The sequence below is a fragment of the Dyadobacter sp. CY347 genome (assembly GCF_021502655.1).
Classification (GTDB): domain Bacteria; phylum Bacteroidota; class Bacteroidia; order Cytophagales; family Spirosomataceae; genus Dyadobacter.
Genome location: NZ_JAKFFT010000002.1, coordinates 1,404,348 through 1,424,666 on the forward strand (window position 1 = coordinate 1,404,348; position 20,319 = coordinate 1,424,666).

The following is a 20,319-nucleotide window of genomic DNA, read 5'->3' on the forward strand; positions in this document are numbered from 1 at the left end:
AAAAAGTCACTTCTTTAATTCAGCCCGTCATCAGTCCAGGACAATGCTGAAATTATTCGTCTGTCCAGTAAGTTGGTAGAGTAAAAACAATGAGAAAATAGGTTTCTATATTTGTACAAAAAACAGAATATCGACAAAACGCTTACAAATTTTTATAATGGTTAGTAAAAGCAGCATTGCAGCAAGAGGGCCCGGTAGGGCAACGGTAACGTATACGTTTGCCGGATTGGGATTGTTATTTATGATTATTTGCGGCGGTCAGCCGCTGCTTGCGCAAACTGCAAACAAACTGGCGGTTACCGGGAAAATCGTCGACGGCCAGAACAACAGCCCGCTGGGATATGCGAGCATCAGGCTTTTCCGCACTGCGGACAGCACCTTTATAGCAGGCGCCATTACGGATGAAACGGGCGGATTTATTGTCGATATTGTTGCTGGTTCCTATTATGCATTATCCGAATTCATTGGTTACAAACCCCAAATCACGCAGAATATCAGGCTTACGGCTGCGAATTCGCCATTGAATATCGGCACGATAAAAGTTTCGGGATCAGCAAGGACATTGGATGAAGTGACCGTTCAGGCAGAGAAAAGCTCGATGGAATTGTCGCTGGATAAAAAGATCTTTAATGTGGGCAAAGACTTGGCCAACGCAGGCGGAACCGGGGTGGATATCCTTACCAACATTCCGTCGGTTGCTGTGGACGTGGAAGGCAATGTCAGCCTCAGGGGAAGTGGAAATGTACGTATACTAATTGACGGTAAACCTTCGGGATTGGTAAGTATCAAAGGCGCAAGCGGCTTGCAGCAATTGCAGGGAAGCATGATCGAGCGCGTGGAGATCATTACCAATCCATCGGCCCGGTATGAGGCTGAGGGAATGGGCGGAGTGATTAATATTGTTTTGAAAAAAGAAAGAAAAGAAGGCATTAACGGCTCATTTGACATTATCACGGGCTATCCTACGAATTACGGAGCGGCTGCTAATGTGAATTACCGTCGCAAAAATCTCAATTTCTTTATCAACTACACATTGTCTTACCGGAATACACCGGGCAAAAATTATCTTTATCAGGAGCTTTACCGAAACGATTCGACTTTCATCATGGAGCGGGATATGACCTCCAACCTGAAAGGAATGAATAACAGCGCCCGCGGTGGAATTGATTACTATTTTAACCCAAAAAACATTCTGACCGGTTCCTACACGTGGCGCACCAGTAAAGGAAAGCGCTTCTCGACGTTAAAATACAGGGACTACCTGACAAGTGTCAATAATCTGACAAGCTTCACCAACAGGACACAGGACGAAACGGAAACGGAACCAAACTCCGAATATTCCCTGACTTACAGGAAGACATTCAACAAAAAAGGGCAGGAGCTTACGGCTGACGTTCGCTATCTGGATAACTGGGAGGATTCTGACCAGTATTACCGGGAGAATGTTTTCCGGCCCGACGGCAGTCCATCGGATATTCCCCCGCTGCTGCAGCGTGCCGTGAACTATGAGACGGAGAAACAATTACTTTTTCAGGTGGATTATGTGCATCCGTTCGGAAAGGACGGAAAGTTCGAAGCCGGGGCAAGAAGCAGTTCGCGCGATATGACGAACGATTATGCCGTTACGCAGGAAACCAGCGAGGGCTGGATTACTTTGCCAAATCTTACGAATGACTTTTTGTATGAGGAAAACATTAATGCAGCTTACGGAATTGTCGGAAATAAAACGGGCAAATTTTCATATCAGGCAGGCTTGCGGGCGGAATGGACAGGTGTTACAACCGAGTTGAAGCAAACCCGGGAGGTGAATGAGCGCAATTATGCCAATTTATTCCCAAGCGTCCATGTAACTTACGATTTCGCCAAGCAGAATGCATTTCAGCTGAGTCTCAGCCGCCGCGTCCGCAGGCCGCAATACAATGACCTGACCCCATTTGCGACTTATAGCGACAACCGTAACTACTGGAGTGGTAACCCGGACCTCAATCCGGAATTTACCAATGCATTCGAGTTTGGGCACATTAAGTATATGGCAAAAGGTTCGCTAACATCCTCGCTGTATTACCGTCACACCAATGGCAAGATCACCAGCATCCGGAGCGTGCAGGAAGACGGCAGCTCCTACACGCGACCCGAAAACCTGGGAACGGAGGATGCTTATGGTGCGGAATTCACGAGTTCGTTCACACCATATCAATGGTGGAAGCTGGATGGAAGTTTCAACTTTTTCAGGGCAATTACAGACGGCACCGGCCTGGATGAGGATTTTAAGAGTGACACTTACAGCTGGTTCGTCCGGATGATGTCGCGGTTTACATTGTGGAAGAATACGGATGTGCAATTGAGGGGCAATTACGAAGCGCCCCAGCAAACGCCGCAGGGCAGGCGCAAAGCTTTGGCGACCCTGGACCTGGCGGCAAGCAGAGATATTTTAAAAAATAACGGGACACTGACACTGAGCGTGATAGATGTTTTTAACTCACGAAAATTCAGGTCGGTGATCGAGGGTGCGAATTTTTATACAGTGAACAATTCTCAGGGCCGCAGGAGGCAGATTAACCTTACTTTAAATTACAGATTACACCAGGCCAAGAAGAAACCGAAGGAGGGTGTTGAAGGCGAATTTTAGGTCCTAAAATATTATTAAACGGTAATTTTTTTTAACTTGTATTGCGATTTGGCTAAAAATACATTGAATGAATTCTCCATAGTCTGCCGAAAGCCAGTATAGAAACGTGAATTGAGACATTTTAAACCGTATTATGAGCGCTATTCCAAATAAAACAATTTTTCTTGCAGACGACGATGCAGATGATTGCATGCTGTTCGAAGATGCATTGAGAGAGGTGAGCACATCAACGGAACTTACTACGGCCAATGACGGGGTTGAATTGATCCATTTAATGGAAAACAATGTCCCGCCGCCGCCGGACGTGATTTTTTTGGACCTTAATATGCCAAGAAAAAATGGTTTCGAGTGCCTGGAACAAATCAGGAGTACAAAAGCTTGGGAAATGATTCCCGTTGTCATATTTTCGACGACCGGACAAGAGGAAATGGTGCGTAAAGTTCACGAACAGGGAGCTAACTATTTTATCAGAAAGCCCGGTTCTTTTCCAAAACTTAAACAGGCAATTAAACAAATCCTGGATATTGACTGGACGAAGCATAGCTGGAAACCCGTTGCAGATAATTTTTACTATCAATACTAATCCTCAATTGTTCACCTCCTAAGTTTGTAAAAAGACCTTTTATAGAAAAGCAGTGGACAACTCACAGCAGGGCACGGATGCCGACAACCGGGCCACCAAAGCAGAATCTTACAATACGCACTGCCTAGTCGATAGCGAAAGCAGGTTTAGAAACACAATGAGACAGGCGCCCGTGGGAATCACAATCCTGCGGGGACCTGATTTTTTTGTTGAAATGGCCAATGATACCTATCTCAGTATCATTAATAAACCGGAAGAAGAATTCGTAAATAAACCTCTCTTTGTTTCGCTTCCCGAGGTTAGGACTTCCATTGAGGATATTCTTAATAATGTGATCAAAACGGGCATTGCCTATCACGGGAACGAGTTTGAAGTAACTATCAGGCGTTTCGGTAAGCCCGAGCAATGCTATTTTAACTTCGTGTATCAGCCGCTTGTTGAAGAAACAGGTGAGATTTCGGGCATATTTGTCGTTGCAACGGAGGTTACGCAGCAAGTACTTGCCAAGCACCGGCTCGAACGCAGTGAAAACCAATTCCGGACGCTGGTTACACAATCCCAATTTGCCAAAGCCATTGTGAAAGGCCCTGAATTTGTGATCAGCATTGCCAATGAAGCCATGCTGAAAAGTCTTTGGGGGCGTCAGCTGCATGAAGTGGCGGGGCAGCGGTTGTTTGATGTTTTTCCGGAACTGGAAGACCAGAATCTGGGTAAGATTCTTCGGAATGCTTACCAGACTGGCAAGTTATATCGGGATAGTGAGGCGTCGATGATCATTGCCGGTGCCAACGGGCCAACAGAACATTATGTGGATTTCCAATATGCGCCCATTGTGGAAACGGACGATGAGGTTTCGGGCATTATGATTTCCCTGAATGATGTTACGGAAAAGGTCAGATTTCGTAAGCAGATTTCGGAGGCTGCTGAAAGGCTGTCACTGGCCACAGACGGGACGCAACTAGCAACCTGGGATCTGGACCTGAATACAAAGCACATTATCTACTCCGGCCGTCTTGCGACTATTTTTGGGTTTGAAGAAACGGCAACATTGACGCACAAGCAGATGCGTGATCTGGTCCATCCGGAGGACCGGCGGGCTGTGGTGGAGAAAGCTTTCGAGATTGCTTTACAAACCGGCACATATTACTACGAGGCCCGCATTGTACATCCTGATCAAACGATCCACTGGATCCGGACACAAGGAAAGATCCTGTATGATGAGCACCACCGGCCACACCGTATGCTCGGGACAATGATGGACATTACGGACCGGAAAGAAGATGAGCTGGCCTTAAAGATAAGTGAAGATAAATACAGAACATTGGCTGATGAGCTGGAATCACAGGTTCAGCTGCGTACAAAAGAGCTCACAATCGCCAACAGCGAGCTGGTAAAAACCAATATGGAGCTTGCCCAATTTGCCTACGTCGCCAGCCATGACTTGCAGGAACCATTGCGGAAAATCCAGACGTTCGCGACGAGGATACTTGAAACTGAGAATGAGAACTTGTCTCCGCGTGGTCAAGATTATTTTCAGCGGATGCAGGCTTCATCTACGAGGATGCAGCAGCTCATTGTTGATTTACTGGCATTTTCGCGCGCCAATGCGGTTGAAAAACATTTTGAGGAAACGGATCTGAATGATGTTTTGCATAATGTTAAAGAGCAGCTCGGGGATTTGATCCATCAGGCGAACGCAGAGATAATCAGCGACGAGCTTCCGGTCTGGCACATTATCGAATATCAGTTTGAACAGCTATTCACAAACCTGATTGCCAACGCCATTAAGTTTACCAAAACCGACACTAATCCTGTTATTATCATCCGGTCGGGACACATTTCGGGAGAGCTTATCGCATTGAATGGGGCCGAAGCGAACCGGACTTATCAATATTTATCGTTTTCGGACAATGGGATAGGTTTTGAACCTCAGTTCAAAGACCGGATCTTTCAGGTGTTTCAGAGGTTGCACAACCGGAGCACGTATGAAGGCACGGGCATTGGGTTGGCGATTTGTAAAAAAATCGTAGAAAATCACAAAGGACTGATTGACGCCATCGGCAAACCAGGATTGGGTTCTACTTTCATTATCTATCTGCCGCTCTGACTTTGGATTTTTGAAATGTAATGGCGATCCCGGTAAGAATGATGACTCCTCCGAGGATCATTTGCCAGGTGATTTGTTCATCAATAAAAATCCAGGCAAGCAATCCGGTCACAACAGCCTGGCTCAGCAGGCTCAGCGAAACACGCTGTGCGTCCATTTTCTGGACTGCATAACTGATTGCCAACCAACCAATCAGCTGACATATCAGACCCTGAACCCCAAAAATGCCCCAGATTACGGGTTCGAAATTCCAAAGTGGTTCACCGAAAAACAAGCAAACAAACAAAAGGAAGAGGCTGGAAACGGCCATACTGATGGTCATGAAACTGCCGATATTCACTCGGTTTAAAATGGGTTTGCTGATGAGCATGTAGGTGGCATATAGCATTCCGGAAAGAACGGCCAGCGCGAAGCCTCTGTCAAGCCGCATTTCGAAAAACGCAGACGGACCGATAAGGACCACCATGCCGGCAATGGCAATGAATGTCCCGAGCCAGAAACTGGCTTTCGGCTTATCATTCAGGAAAAAGAATGATCCTACTCCCACCCAGGCAGGAGCCAGGTTTGTCAATAATGTAGCTTGCGTAGCATTGGAATACTGAATAGAGACATTCCAAACGGCTATATCCGTGGCGAAAATGATCCCGCACAGGATGATAGGGATCCAAAGATCCTTGTCGGGCCAATTGAATTTACGCATATACAGGATGCCCGGCAGCAAAAACATAAGCCCGAAAAACATTCTGTAAAAAGCAGAAGTTATCCCGGAAACTGGCGCCCATTTGACCAGAACCGGGAAAATACTGATGCTGACAAGTCCGATAAGGAGGCTTACGCGAGGATTCATTATTTATTCGTTGGCTTTGCCCGGTCATACTGGATAGGCCAGCTAATGTCTTCGCCGAGCTCATGCGCTGCGTGCAATGGGAAATACGGATCGCGAAGCAGCTCCCTGGCCATGATGATCAGATCAGCTTCACCGTTCTGCAAGATTTCTTCGCATTGTTTTGCCTCCGTAATTAAGCCTACGGCACCGGTTAAAGCACCCGTTTCCTTCTTTATTTTCGCAGAAAACGGCACCTGGTAGGAAGGTCCAACCGATATTTTCTGGTGCGCCGCCAATCCACCGCTGGAAACGTCGATCAAGTCTACACCTTTGTTTTTCAGTATTTTAACCAATTCCACGGACTGGTTCTCATCCCAGCCATTTTCGGCCCAATCGGTTGCGGATATGCGCACAAATAATGGCAATTCAGCTGGCCAGACTTTCTGAACGGCGTCAATGATTTCAATCAGGATGCGTGAGCGATTTTCTAAACTTCCCCCATATTCGTCGATGCGTACATTGCTAAGCGGTGAGAGAAATTGGTGTATCAGATAACCGTGCGCGGCATGCAGTTCAATAACTTTAAAACCAGCACTTAATGCACGTTCAGCAGCTTTTGCAAAATCTGAAATCACTTTTTGAATGCCCGCAGCGTCCAGGGCGAGCGGCGCCACCTCTTTTTCGTGAAAAGGGATCGCCGACGCGCTCAATGGTTGCCAGCCTCCTTCGTGCACAGGCACCTGCCCGCGACCTTTCCAGGCAGGGTAGGTGCTGGCTTTTCGGCCCGCATGCGCCAGTTGCACGCCCGGAACAGCTCCTTGTTCCGTTATAAATGTGGTGATCTGTTTTAACTTTTCGATATGTTCATCTTTCCAGATGCCCAGATCTTCGGGTGAAATGCGGCCTTCGGGCGAAACAGATGTGGCTTCGGCGATCAGTAAGGCCGCGCCGCCTACTGCGCGGCTTCCCAAATGCACCAGGTGCCAGTCGTTGGCAAAGCCGTCGACAGACGAATATTGGCACATGGGGGAAACAACGATCCTATTTTTGAATGTGATATTTTTAATGGTAAGCGGAGTGAATAACAGCGATGACATATATTGAATGTTAGGTTTTTAATGCTTTAATTTTTTGCAGGATTTTAATTTCGTCAATGGTAATGGTGCTAATCAGCTCAAACAATCCATTGATCGTTTTCAGGTCTGACAGCATCTTACGCGCCGGTGACTGATCTGCCTTTTCGATTCCCAGTTCTTTAATTTCCTTCTTCCTTTTTGCTAAAAGCTCAACGAGCTTCTGGTTTTGGGGCAGCGATTCGCGGGCTATTTCGTAACTGCTTTCCACTTTTCCCTCGATAATGTCCGTTGCCGCTTTGATCTGCCGGTCGATCTGCCGGATCATAACTTCAAATTCAACCGAAAACTCCGAATATTCCAGCGTCTGGGCGTAGGTCGACAGCGAGGCAATGTAGGAAGTCAACATATGGCTCGTGGCAACGAACTGGTGATACTCTTCCATATTCAACTGCTGGCGTTTCGGCTCGGACAGCATTTTTTGAAAATTATCGGAAAGATTGGCCATCGCAATGATCGCGTCTTTTCGAAGCAATTTTAACTCGTTAATATTCAGATCTTTTCCCGTGAATTTTGCTGCTACAACGTCAAAATATTTGCGGTTCGCATCCAATGCATCACGAATGTATTGATTGATCTGCGTATGTTCCCAAACCGGAAGGACATAGGACGAGATCAGGTAAGCGATGAGAGATCCGATGATTGTATCAATCACTCTGTCGTGTAAAACCTCTGTAATCTGCTGCGGGTTCAGGAAATTGAAGGAAAGGATCACATATAATGTAATGGTCGTGGACGCGATGAAATAATTGATCTTTAAAAAGCTGTAAGCCATGATCATTGCCAGCATCATGATGATGAACAACGCGGTGCCGTCTTTAATCAGGTACAAGAGCATAAAGCCCGTGAACACACCCACGAGCGTTCCCCCAATCCGCTGGACATTACGCTGCTTGGTAATGCTGAAAGCCGGTTTCAGGATCACAACAATGGTCAGCAGGATCCAGTAACCATGACCAACCGTCAGAAAAAGGGAAATAATATAACCAACCAGAAGCCCGAGCGTGATGCGCACGGCATGACGGAAATGGCTGGATTTCAGGGAAAGATTGTCCAGCAGGATACGTGGATGATATTCCTGTTTTGGTATAAAATTCTCTGCCTCAACATTTAACTTGTAACCCTTGCTCACCTCCGCATCATAAGTTGTGGCCCGGTGAAGCTTTTTTACGCGTTCCGTCACATCCTGCAAGCTGTTGAGAATCTGACGCAGCATGATAAAATCTTCCATGTTATCATGCGTCATTTTGTGTTCGCGCATATTCTCAAACGCACGCTGACATTTATTAAATGCTTCGTCCAGATCGTGCTTGGGGTGGGAGGGGAAACCACTCTGCACTGCAAGTCCAATCTGCTGAATTTCAGCCGATAACCAGGTTATATATGTACCAAAAAGCCTGAGAATTTGTGTGTGATCAAATGCGCGGTGCAGGTTTGTATAGTTTTGCTGCGAGTTCAGTATCCTTTCAAACAAATCAATGCTGTCTAGGAACATCAGCATTAAAACCCTGCTTTTATTTGTGGATTCGGAAACGATCTCACGGGTTTTGAAGAGGATTTCGCGCAGGTTTTCGTGGTTTTCACGGAGGATAACCTGCTGCTGGATCATCCGGTTGAAGAGGTCGTCGTAGTCAGGATTTGCAAAGTAGTAACCGGCCTTAATCCAGAGGAGCTTTCCCAGTTCCGCAAAGTTCTCCCCTAATAGCTGCTGGATCAGCTTGTAGGGAAGCAATTTTTGCAAGATCATAAACAGGATAAAGTACCAGATTCCGCCAGCCGCGAAGATCGCCGCCGTGCGAAACACCATATCGCCGCTTAAATGGTCATCAATGTTAAAGACAAAAACGAGCAACGCAATGAGCCCGATGCTATTAACCCGGTTTCCATAAACGCCGACCAGCGAAAAAAACATCCCGAAAACGATGATTTCAAGGAATATTATGAAGTGAATGTGCCGGAGAAAGCCGGTAACGCAGGCAACAAGGAAACACGTAGCAATGGCAATCAGCAGGGAATTCCGTCTTCGGTGGTAAGGCCCCGGATTATCCGTAGCGCCGATCAGCAAAGTGCCAAGCGGAAACGCGATCATCTCACCAAGAATACCGAAATGTTGAAAAATAAGGCTCGGAACAACCGCGCCCAAGGTTAATCTTACGCCTGTGGAAAGGTAATGACTTGAAATAAACTTTTTGAATTCGTCGAGGTAATTCATGTAAACAGGCAATCGGTAGCTGTTGCAATACTACTTATTAATAATCCACAAGCAACAAAACGCGTTCCAAAATTCCCGATTATTTGCATTGTCCTGTTAATCGTCGATATAGCTTTGTTTTTGTATTTTTGGTAATTACGGTAACCGGGTTGCTTCCTGAAATGAGCTTCAACTGAATCCAAACACAATGCTGTTCGTAAATTTTGATCCTTTCCCAACATTGCAGACAGACCGTTTGCTACTTCATGCAATGTCCGAAAAGCATGCGGCAGATATGTTTAAATTACGGAGTAATGCGCTTGCTATGCGTTACATTGGAAAACCATTGATGCAATCAGAGACGGACGCAAAGGATCTGATCGACGCCTATTCCCGAAATTTGCGGGAAAAAGGTGGGATTACCTGGGGTATTTCAATGAAGCAAGTGGCAGCTGTGAATAGCAGCAGTCCGTTGATCGGCACCATCGGATTTCACAAAATGGACCTTTATAATTACCGCGCTGAGATCGGTTATATGATCCATCCCGACCATTGGTCCAAAGGCATTATGGGCGAAGCATTAAAACGGATCGTTGATTACGGTTTTCAAAACATGCAATTCCACAGCATTGAGGCCAAAATTAGCCCTGATAATGAGGCATCCAGAAAGATTTTGCTCAGACACGGTTTTGAAAGGGAAGCTTATTTTAAGGAGAGCTTTTATGAAAACGGTAAATTTCTGGATACGGAAATTTTCTCGCTGCTGAATAAAAAGGCATAAAAAAATAGCTGCTCCTTTCGGGGCAGCTATTTTAATTTATATCAAATTGGATCAGTTTTCAGATCCAATTTTAAGAATTGCTTTGTCAATGAAATATTGTCCGGTTCCTTCTTCGCCGATCACGTCAAACAGTTCGATCGCACGACGGGCGTTGTCTTCTTCTTCAATTTGCTCATTCACAAACCATTGCAGGAAGCTTTCAGTACCGTAATCCTCTTCTCTGCGGCTTTGTGTCACAATGCGGTTGATAGATTGTGTTACTGCAATTTCGCTTTGCAATGCTGCTTCGAAAACGCTTCTGAATGTTGCAAACTCTTGTTTCACAGCTGCTACTTCCGGTGAAACGGCCGTTCCACCCACAGTCATAATGTAATTGAATATTTTAAGCATATGTCCGCGTTCTTCGTCAGACTGCTTTAAGAAATATTTTGCGCTGTTTTTGAATCCGTTACGGTCGCACCATGAAGCCATGGCCAGATATTTGGCAGAAGCTTCCGCTTCCATTTTTACCTGATTGTTCAAAAGTATTTCTATTTCCTCTTTCAGGGAAGTCCGTTGTCTTAATAAATCTCTCATGGTTTACTTTCTTTTATTTGTATTAACAAGTACAAATATCATGCGAAAGTTCAGCATTACAAACGAAACCTGAAATTTGGAATTGGTCTAATATGATCGAAATGAGCTATTTAGACTAATTCTGGCTCGCTAAACAACAGTTGGTGCAGGAGAGAATTGAGTTCAATTGCGAAGTGGGTGCCATTCACCAGTTCTCTTAACTGGATCAGCTCGCAAAGGGTAAGTTTGTGGTTAATGTTCAGCTGAGGTGCCTCAACAAACTCATAGTCAGACTCATCTGACAGGTCAAAAATTTTGCTGTGAATGTCAATGTTGTTAATGAAGCGGCGGAAAGTCAGGAAGTCTTGAATCCTGAACGAAGCCTGCATTTCACCAAAATGAAGAATGATCTTAGAAGTTAAATCGCACTGTAAGCTAGATCCTTTCGCAGTACTAAACAATTCATTTGGGGTATTCACTGACAGCAATCGATTTGAATCGTGGAAATTGTTGCACAAATATAACCGCAAACTGAATGTCAAGCAAGTTTATTTGTAAGCAATCTAATTACAGGGAAGAACATTTTAATGTTCACTGTAATTAGATTGCGTCAGATGCCGGATATCAATTTCCAGCCTTCGCCCAGTTGTCTCGCAATGTTACTGTCCGGTTAAAGACTAGCTTTTCTGTGTTGCTGTCCGGGTCTTTGGCGAAGTAGCCTTTTCTTAGGAATTGGAATGATTCGCCTTCTTTGGCTTCGTTGAGCGCTGGCTCAGCGTAGCCGGTTATGATTTCTAAGGAATTTGGGTTGATGTAATCTTTGAAATCACCTTCTTCGGACGAAGGATCTTCGACGGAGAACAACCGGTCGTAAAGCCGCACTTCAACTTCCTGGGCGTGCGGAACAGAAACCCAGTGCAATGTGCCTTTTACATTAATACCGGTCGTGTCGTGACCGCTTTTGCTGTTTTCAATGTAAGAGCAATGCACTTCTGTTATTTCGCCGTTTTCATCTTTAAGAAAATTATCACACTGAATAATGTAGGCGCTTTTCAGTCGCACCATTTTACCTGGTGCAAGGCGGAAGTATTTCTTTGATGGCGTTTCCATAAAGTCCTCTTTTTCAATGTAAATTTCTCTTGAAAAAGGCACTTCACGATTTCCGGTCGCAACATCTTCGGGGTTATTTTCGCTATGGCACATTTCGGTAACGCCTTCTGGGAAGTTGGTGATAATAACTTTCAGAGGATCCAAAACCACCATTCTGCGCAATGCTTTTTTATTCAAATCTTCACGAACGCAGAATTCAAGCAAACCCACATCGATCATATTCTCGCGACGTGCAACACCGATCCGGTCGCAGAAATCACGAATGCTTTCCGGTGTGTAACCTCTTCTGCGCAAGCCGCTTATCGTTGGCATTCTTGGGTCGTCCCAGCCGTTTACGTGCTTTTCCTGAACCAGTTGCAGTAATTTGCGCTTGCTGGTCACCGTATAATTCAGGTTGCGGCGTGCGAATTCATATTGATGCGATGGATAAATGCCGAGCTTTTCAATGATCCAGTCATACAATTCGCGGTGCGGCACAAATTCCAATGTACATATAGAGTGCGTTACCGTCTCTATCGAATCGCTTTGTCCGTGAGCAAAGTCATACATCGGGTAAATGCACCATTTGTTGCCCGTGCGATGATGGTGCGCATGTTTGATCCGGTAAAGAATCGGGTCGCGCATGAGCATATTCATGTGCGCCATATCAATTTTAGCACGAAGCGTGCGGCTTCCGTCGGGGAAATCGCCGTTTTTCATTTTTTCAAAAAGCGCCAGGTTTTCGTCAACCGAACGGCTTCTGTAAATGCTGTCTTTTCCAGGCTCCGTCGGAGTGCCTTTGAGCAATGCAATTTCCTCGGACGTCGAATCGTCAACATAGGCTAATCCCTTATTAATCAGCTCTATGGCATATTGATATAATGTATCGAAATAATCGGAAGCGTAAAGCTCATTCTCCCACTCAAAACCCATCCAGCGGATGTCATTTTTAATGCTTTCCACATATTCCGTATCCTCGGTAACCGGGTTGGTGTCGTCAAAACGAAGGTTTGTGTAGCCTGGGAATTTTTTGGTCAAGCCAAAATTAAGGCAAATGCTGGATGCATGGCCGATATGTAAATAACCGTTTGGTTCGGGTGGAAATCGGGTGATGATCTGGGTATATTTTCCTGCCTGCAAATCCGCTTCCACAATTTCCTCTATAAAATTCAGGCTTTTCTCTTCTTTTTTCTCTTCCGTAATCATACTAAACTGGAAATATTTTTCGATTTTCAAAGTTAACCTTCTTCCCAACATTATCAGCAACCAACGGCGGCAAATCGCAAATCCGGGCTGTTTCCTTTACTTTTGCAAAATGCGCTATTTTCTCGAATTCAGCTATAAAGGAACGGCTTACAACGGCTGGCAAAAACAAAACAATGCATTGGGTGTCCAGCAAGTGCTGGAAGAAGCGCTCGCGAAAATCCTTCGTTGGCCCATTGAAATCACAGGCAGCAGCAGGACAGACACGGGCGTACATGCAGAACAACAATTTGCGCATTTTGATTTAGAAAATCCCATCGAAGATAATGAACTGCTGATTTACAAACTCAACGGGCTTATACCCAGGGACATTGCCGTGCGGCAGGTCATTCCGGTTGCGGATGATATCAACTCCCGGTTTGCAGCCACGCACCGGAAATACGAATACAGGATTACAAGAAGAAAAAACCCTTTTCTGACGGATTTGGCTTATATATTAAAAGCTGAACTTAACATTGAGCAAATGAACGAAGCGGCTGCATTACTGCTGAAACACAATGATTTCGAAAGCTTTAGCAAGATCCATACGCAAGTAAATAATTTCAGATGCACCATTACCGAGGCCGTTTGGGTCGATTCCGGCGATATGCTGATTTTTCACATTCGCGCCAATCGTTTTTTGCGCGGAATGGTCCGGGCTTTGGTGGGAACATTGCTGGAAGTAGGAAAAGGCAAGCGGACTGTTGCTGAATTTGAACAGGTTATTTTGGCAAAAAATAGAAAGGTCGCAGGAGCCCAGGCACCAGCGGAAGGCCTTTTCCTTGTTGAAGTGGGATATGATTTTATTGAATCGCGTCCTGACTGAACTGATTATTAACCAACCTGAAAATGCCAAGCGGGTTACTATTCTTCAATTCATCCGGCAAGAGCGCATCCGGCCAGCCTTGAAATGACTGCGGGCGAACGAAACGCAGAATGGAGTGCCGGCCAACTGATGTAAATTTTGCATCCGCAGTCGCGGGAAACGGCCCGCCGTGGTGCATGGACGGGCAAACTTCCACGCCAGTAGGAACGCCATTCAAGATAAAGCGACCCGAAATTTGCGCAAGCTTATTCACAATCTCAGTATGTGTATTTACTTCACTTTCCTCAGCCATCAGCGAACAGGTCAGCTGTCCTTTTAACTGCGAAATCGCTTGAAGCATTTCGTCCGTGTTCTCACAAATGACCAGGAGCGAAAATGGCCCGAAAACTTCTTCCTGTAATTTTGGATTGGCAATAAAGTTTTTGCCTGAAACCGTCGCTATGGATGCCTGCGCTTGATTTTCTCCATCAGAAATCTGCTCAGAAATGGCAAGTTTGGATACATCTTCCTGCTCAAATGCATGATCGCGGAGCTTATAGTAATTTTTATAAATGCCCGCCGTAAGCATTGTGGCAGATGTGGTTTTCAGAATTTCACTTTTATAAGAATCTGTAAATGCGATCAGGCCCTGCGTTTTTGTTACAAACACGAGTCCAGGATTTGTACAGAACTGTCCTGCGCCCAAACTTACCGAACCAGCGAGCGTTTTTCCGAGTTCCAATGCATGGCGTTCCAGGTAATCTGGTAAAACAACAATCGGATTGACACTGCCCATTTCAGCAAAAACAGCAATAGGTTCCTCGCGTTCCTGCGCCATTTTGAAGAGCGCCATTCCACCTTTCATCGAACCTGTAAATCCGACCGCTTTACTTGCAGGATGCTTTACTAATGCTGCTCCCACTTCAAAACCATCATCATACAACATAGAAAAAACACCATCCGGCATTCCGGTCCTTTGCGCAGCTTTCACAATGGCCTGTGCCGTCAGATCGCTTACGCCGGGATGTGCGGCGTGGGCTTTTACTATAACTGGATTTCCTGCTGCCAGGGCCGGACCCGTGTCGACACCAGCCACAGAATATGCAAATGGAAAATTACTGGAACCAAAAACGATGACCGGGCCAATAGGAACGAGCATTTTGCGAATGTCGGGCTTAGGAACTGGCGTGCGGTCGGGTAGGGCGGTGTCGATGGACGCGTCCACCCAAGAGCCTTCGCGAAGCAGTTCTGCAAATTGGGTAAGCTGGTTGATCGTGCGCGCACGTTCACCTTGCAGGCGTGCAATGGGCAAGCCGGTTTCCAGATTCGCCCTTTCGAGCAAAACATCGCCGATTGCCAGGATTTCTTCGGTTATAGCAATGAGAAAATCAGCTCTTTTTGCGGCGGGAATTTTGGCATATTCGCCAAAAGCCTTGTTGGCAAGCAGCATAGTCCGCTCGACTTCTTCAATCGTGGCTGTATGAAAATTGTCAGCAAGAAAAGAATCTTTTGCGGGGACGTAAGATTGGAATGTGCGGTCGCCCTGGCTGGAAAGTGAATAGCCAATGTAATTTTTGCCTTTGATTTCCATATGTTAAGATTGTGTCAGACGAGACGTGCGATAAGGTCATCCACCGAAATTCCTTCGGCCTCAGCCTTGAAGTTCCGGATAATTCTATGCCTTAGCACCGGCAATGCCACTGCTTTAACGTCTTCAATGTCAGGCGAATATTTCCCGGAAAGCAATGCGTTACATTTTGCAGCCAGGATAAGCGCCTGTGAAGCACGGGGACCGGCGCCCCAGTCAAGATAGTCGTTGGTGTCTTTTACCGCGAGTCCTGCTGCGGGCCTGGTTTTGTGAACGAGTTTTACTGCATATTCGATGACGTGATCGGTTACCGGAACGCGTCTTACCAAATGCTGGAAATCCATGATCTCCTCGGCAGAAACGACTTTTTGAACCTGGTAACGAACGTCGTTGGTTGTGTTTTTAACGATATTAACTTCCTCAGCATAAGAAGGATAATCCAGCTGGATCATGAACATAAAACGGTCGAGCTGGGCTTCCGGCAGGGGATAGGTTCCTTCCTGTTCGATGGGGTTTTGGGTTGCCAAAACAAAGAAAGGACGCTCTAATGAATGTTTTGCGCCGGCAATGGTTACCGAATATTCCTGCATTGCTTCCAAAAGCGCAGATTGCGTTTTTGGAGGGGTCCGGTTAATCTCATCAGCGAGGATAATGTTGGCAAAAACAGGTCCTTTGATAAATTTAAAATTGCGGTTCTGGTCTAATGTTTCAGATCCAAGAATATCTGACGGCATTAAATCGGGCGTGAACTGGATCCGGTTGAAATTCAAGTCAAGAGAAGATGCAATTGTCTGGATCAGAAGCGTTTTGGCCAATCCCGGAACGCCTACCAATAGGCAGTGGCCCTGGCAAAAAATCGCTGTTAGTAACCCTTTGACAACTTCATCCTGTCCGATAATTACATTTCCTATCTCACTCCGGATTTTATCATAAGCTACTTTCATAGCTTCGGCAGCTTCAACGTCCGATGAATACTTCACAATTTGTCAGATTAAATTTTCAACTCCTTTAACCGCAATCCTGTCTCAAAAAGCTAAATATCGTTTGCCATAGCCTCTAATCCGAGCACTTTACAATCTTTATATTCAGGTTCGATGCTGATGAAAACATCCCCCTGCGCCTTTTTAAACCATTCCTCCAATGCATTATTCCGCTTGTTACTTAACACGATCTGGGCAAGCTTTTCATAATCATCGCGCAAATTTGCCGTATGCGGTTCTGATTTACTTTTGTACCAAATGACACGCATCGCGCTTCTTCCGTCTTCCGTACGATATGCAACGGGTTTGCTAAGGTCGCCCACTTTCATGGTATCAATCGCAAAATATAGTGCCGGATCCATGGAAGCGTCCAACGTAAGACGAGCCAGGCCGGTGTTTCTATCCATGATCAACCCCCCCGATTCAGCCGTTTCCTTGTCTTCGGAATTATCCAAAGCCGCTTTTGCAAACTTCAATGTGTCAATTTCTATCAGGTTTCGCAGACTGTCCAATGCGCGTATGGCCGACGTCATATCGGTTCCTTTATTGTAATCAGGACGAAGCAGAATGTGTCTTGCATGATATTCAGCGCCGCGTGTTTCGATTAATTTAATTAAGTGAAAACCAAACTGCGACTCAATGATATCCGACATTTCACCAGGTTTCAGCGACAATGCTGCTCCTTCAAATTCAGGAACCATTGCGCCACGTTTTGCGAAGTTCAGGTCACCACCGTTTTTCGCCGATCCAAGATCTTCTGAATAGATCTGGGCTAATGTGGCAAAGTCTTCTCCCTTTTCAGCGCGTTGCTTCAATTCGAGCAATTGTTGTCTTAATTTATCCTTTTGCTCACGGGTTACAGTTCCCAGTTTCACAATGTGACCGATTTCCACTTCGGAAGGAATGTAAGGAAGACTGTCTTTTGGAATGGAATTAAAAAACTTGCGCACTTCACTCGGCGTGATTTTTACATTGCCTGAAATGGTTCGCTGCATTTTTTCAACGATCTTTTGTTCCTTAACCTGCGTGCGGAGTTCGCTTTTCAGGTTTTCAATGCTTTTACCGTAGGCTTCCACAATGTTCTTTTCTGAACCGAAACGCTGCACCATGTAACCCATCTTGGCATCCAGCTCGCCATCTACTTCTTTGTCTTCCACTACAACCGAGTCAATTTCGGCTTTGGCAAGGAGCATTTTGTTGATGATCAGCGATTCGAGAAGCTGGCATTTTTCAGGAGCGGCGCGTCCTTCGGCTTTGTACTGCGTGTACATTTCCTCCAATTCGGAGTTCAGAATATAATGATTGTCAACCCTGGCAATGATCTTATCAATGCTGATCCCCTGCTGGCCCTGTCCGAAACTGATGAGACTGAAAAACAGTGTGAAGACTGCTATCAGACCGGGCGCAATTACTTTATTTATTTTCATATGTTTATTTGATTCTCCTTAATCTGTTCGGGTTACTCTGGTTTTAATTACAAAAACGGTTTACGAAATGCTAAAATACGTTTAACGCTTAATTTTTTCTAATTCTTGTGCATTCACTTTGATAGGGAATTTTGCCTCCAACCGGTTCATTAACTGTTTTTCCAGTTCTTTCTGATAATCATTGATCACACTTCCGCGTGCTTCGGAAAATGTCTTGCCACGCGAAGGCTCAATTTTTTGCACGGAAGTCCAGAAAACCTTATTGTTATCCGTCACCGTTTGCTCGCCTGCCTGCCATTTGAATTTGGTAAACAATGGATTTTCTTTGGTAAAATAGCCATCCCGGATCATCACAGCATCAGGCACGTCAGCATTATACACATTCTCGACGTCTTCTTTCGACTGGCTGTAAAACTGGAAGCTAACCCGTCGGTTGCGATCCGCCTCTGCCGCCTGCCTGAATGAGCCGTAATCTTTTTCGATGATCCGCAAAATCGGGATATTGCGGCCATTCAGATACTTCACAACGTTCCTGATCCGGTTTGCGGATGTGATCTCACTTTCGTCCGTAGACCTGTAACCCGCAATTTCTACAATGTAATCAGGATTCTTTTCCATTACAATATAAACGTCGTTGAGCGCTTCAAGTTGCTCATTATCAATTTCACTCGCATTTGCGGCGAACAAAATTTCTCTCGATCTTCTTTCCAGCTTGTAAGGGCTTTGTGAAAGTGTCCTTTTAATTGCATTCACAGTCTGTGTGTCTTTGGCAGAAACAATTGTCGCCAACGCACGTTCCGGGAACTGATAACGGTCCTTATGCTGATCGTAAAACGCTTTCTGGCCGGTAGAATCAGTCAATGAACGCCCCCAGACGTTTTCCTCCATTACCTGCGAAAGCAGCACACCTTCCTTGATCTCGCTGATCAGGCTGCGGAATTCAGCATTGGTTTCTTCCAGATGTTCTTTTTCAAAATCAGCCAGACTTTCAGTAACATAATCATTATAATATCTGCGAAAGACAACCTGTGGGGATGAACCCTTCGGTTTGGCCTGTTGCTTTCTTTTTACATAGTTCAGAAAGCTCAGCGCATCATAAGGCAGCTCCTCAATTTTAAATAACGCAATAGAGGCCCAATCTGTTGACACCGCACTCAGATAATCCCAGTTGCCTGCTAAGATTGTGCTGTCTCCAAGCGCGGCAACCGCGTTCCATTGATCTGCAAATTCCTGAACCTTATATTTTTCGCGAAGTCGCTTTGCATTGGCCTGTTCCAGAATTTTTCCTCTCGAATCCGTTACAACTTTTTTGCGAAGCGAAGGCGCCATGACGCTGTAAGGTTCAATGCCGCGTTTTTCTGCCAGCCGCACAATGTGCCAGCCATACATGGTCAGGACAGGTTTGGAATAGGCGTTCACCTTACTCAATGCAAATGCAGCTTCTTCGATTTCCGGCACCATTTGGCCTGTGCCGAACATCGGCAATAACCCCTTGTTTTTTCTGGATTGTTTGTCGTCCGAAAAGCTTTCAACCACCGCTTCCCAATCTTCCCCGCTTTCCAGCAAACCATAGGCTTCATCGATGCGCGCCTTTGCCGATTCCTTTTGCGCCGCAGTTCCGGCAGTATCCTGCTGGACCATAATGTGTGCAATCCGCACCATACCGCGGTTTGAACGACGGTCCATCACTTTTACCAAGTGATATCCTGCTTTCGTGCAGATAGGCTGGGACACTCTTCCGACAGGCAACGTATAAGCAGCGGTTTCAATGGGATAAAGGGTCTGAAAAGCTGTGAAGTAACCTAGGTCGCCTTTGGTTTTTGATGCAACGGGATCTTTGGAAAATTTAGCGGCAAGGTCACCGAAATCATTACCTTCCTCCAATCTCCCGCGCAGTGCAATGGCAGCACGGTAAGCTTCCAATGTATCGGCCGGAGAAGCATCTTCCGAAACACCGATCAAAATATGGGATGCCCTTACTTCTTGTTTCAGCCTGTTATAGGCCTCGTTGGAAAGTTTTTCAACCAGGGATTTGTCGACCAGGTGGTTTTTAGCAAGCTGCTCGCGGTAGGAAGTGATCTCTTCCTTATAGTCCTGGGTGGTGTCTTTCCCTTCTTGCTTCGCGTGTAGTACTTTGATTTTTAAATCCTTATATAAATTAAAATACTCTTCCGGAGTTAATTCACGCGTTGAATCAGAAGCATTTTTGTTTTTGTTATATGAATCCTGGTAATCTTCAATCGAAAATTTCTCGTTCCCTATTTCCAGTAAGGCGGGTGTTTCAGTTGTTACTGCTGCTTGCTGAGGAGGCGCCGTTGTTTTACAAGAGCTTACGGTTAAAAGGGCAAGCAGGGCAATGTTGTATTGTATTTTAAGCATATTT

The 20,319-nt window shown here is 45.6% G+C and carries 15 protein-coding genes; 5 read left to right on the forward strand and 10 right to left on the reverse strand.

Annotated features, from left to right (window positions below; all coding sequences use genetic code 11):
• Positions 1-241: 241 nt before the first annotated feature.
• From L0659_RS06710 to L0659_RS06720, 3 genes are all read left to right on the forward strand, one after another.
• Positions 242-2,629 (forward strand): outer membrane beta-barrel family protein, encoded by a 2,388-nt coding sequence (locus L0659_RS06710; protein WP_235125257.1) that lies wholly within the window; start codon positions 242-244, stop codon positions 2,627-2,629.
• 133 nt (positions 2,630-2,762) lie between these two features.
• Positions 2,763-3,212, forward strand: a complete 450-nt coding sequence (locus tag L0659_RS06715; protein WP_235124967.1) for a response regulator — start codon at positions 2,763-2,765, stop codon at positions 3,210-3,212.
• 52 nt (positions 3,213-3,264) lie between these two features.
• Complete coding sequence (locus L0659_RS06720) at positions 3,265-5,319, forward strand: PAS domain-containing protein (protein WP_235124968.1); 2,055 nt, start codon at positions 3,265-3,267, stop codon at positions 5,317-5,319.
• On the opposite strand, the gene L0659_RS06725 is transcribed toward L0659_RS06720, so the two are convergent.
• From L0659_RS06725 to L0659_RS06735, 3 genes are read right to left on the reverse strand one after another with little or no spacing between them, the layout of a single operon-like run.
• Positions 5,300-6,166, reverse strand: a complete 867-nt coding sequence (locus tag L0659_RS06725; RefSeq protein WP_235124970.1) for a DMT family transporter — start codon at positions 6,164-6,166, stop codon at positions 5,300-5,302. The genes L0659_RS06720 and L0659_RS06725 overlap by 20 nt on opposite strands.
• Positions 6,166-7,242 carry an NADPH dehydrogenase NamA gene (namA, locus tag L0659_RS06730; protein ID WP_235124971.1) on the reverse strand — a complete coding sequence of 359 codons (1,077 nt, stop codon included), beginning with the start codon at positions 7,240-7,242 and terminating at the stop codon, positions 6,166-6,168. Before namA ends, L0659_RS06725 begins: the two co-directional genes overlap by 1 nt.
• A 10-nt stretch (positions 7,243-7,252) precedes the next feature.
• Complete coding sequence (locus tag L0659_RS06735; protein WP_235124973.1) at positions 7,253-9,490, reverse strand: FUSC family membrane protein; 2,238 nt, start codon at positions 9,488-9,490, stop codon at positions 7,253-7,255.
• Positions 9,491-9,677: 187 nt separating this feature from the next.
• On the opposite strand from L0659_RS06735, the gene L0659_RS06740 reads away from it, so the two are divergent.
• Positions 9,678-10,250 (forward strand): GNAT family N-acetyltransferase, encoded by a 573-nt coding sequence (locus L0659_RS06740; protein WP_235124974.1) that lies wholly within the window; start codon positions 9,678-9,680, stop codon positions 10,248-10,250.
• Between the two features lie 51 nt (positions 10,251-10,301).
• On the opposite strand, the gene L0659_RS06745 is transcribed toward L0659_RS06740, so the two are convergent.
• From L0659_RS06745 to L0659_RS06755, 3 genes are all read right to left on the reverse strand, one after another.
• Positions 10,302-10,826, reverse strand: coding sequence for a ferritin (locus tag L0659_RS06745; RefSeq protein WP_233797736.1), 525 nt, complete (start codon positions 10,824-10,826; stop codon positions 10,302-10,304).
• Between the two features lie 110 nt (positions 10,827-10,936).
• Entirely contained in the window at positions 10,937-11,194 is a 258-nt protein-coding gene (locus L0659_RS06750) for a hypothetical protein (RefSeq protein ID WP_235124976.1), read from the reverse strand.
• A gap of 235 nt (positions 11,195-11,429) precedes the next feature.
• Complete coding sequence (locus tag L0659_RS06755; RefSeq protein ID WP_235125258.1) at positions 11,430-13,100, reverse strand: glutamine--tRNA ligase/YqeY domain fusion protein; 1,671 nt, start codon at positions 13,098-13,100, stop codon at positions 11,430-11,432.
• Between the two features lie 109 nt (positions 13,101-13,209).
• Between L0659_RS06755 and truA the strand changes: the two genes are divergently transcribed.
• Entirely contained in the window at positions 13,210-13,962 is a 753-nt protein-coding gene (gene truA / locus L0659_RS06760) for a tRNA pseudouridine(38-40) synthase TruA (RefSeq protein ID WP_235124978.1), read from the forward strand.
• Here truA and L0659_RS06765 read toward each other — a convergent pair.
• The 4 genes from L0659_RS06765 to L0659_RS06780 all read right to left on the reverse strand — a co-directional run bounded on the left by L0659_RS06765 (position 13,940) and on the right by L0659_RS06780 (position 20,315).
• Entirely contained in the window at positions 13,940-15,532 is a 1,593-nt protein-coding gene (locus L0659_RS06765) for an aldehyde dehydrogenase (NADP(+)) (protein ID WP_235124979.1), read from the reverse strand. The two genes, truA and L0659_RS06765, sit on opposite strands and share 23 nt — an antisense overlap.
• A gap of 14 nt (positions 15,533-15,546) precedes the next feature.
• Complete coding sequence (locus L0659_RS06770) at positions 15,547-16,509, reverse strand: MoxR family ATPase (protein WP_235124980.1); 963 nt, start codon at positions 16,507-16,509, stop codon at positions 15,547-15,549.
• Positions 16,510-16,562: 53 nt separating this feature from the next.
• The gene (locus L0659_RS06775; RefSeq protein WP_235124981.1) at positions 16,563-17,936 is read right to left on the reverse strand and encodes a peptidylprolyl isomerase; all 1,374 of its coding nucleotides are present in this window, start codon (positions 17,934-17,936) and stop codon (positions 16,563-16,565) included.
• A gap of 81 nt (positions 17,937-18,017) precedes the next feature.
• Positions 18,018-20,315 carry a peptidylprolyl isomerase gene (locus tag L0659_RS06780; RefSeq protein ID WP_235124982.1) on the reverse strand — a complete coding sequence of 766 codons (2,298 nt, stop codon included), beginning with the start codon at positions 20,313-20,315 and terminating at the stop codon, positions 18,018-18,020.
• Positions 20,316-20,319 lie beyond the last annotated feature (4 nt).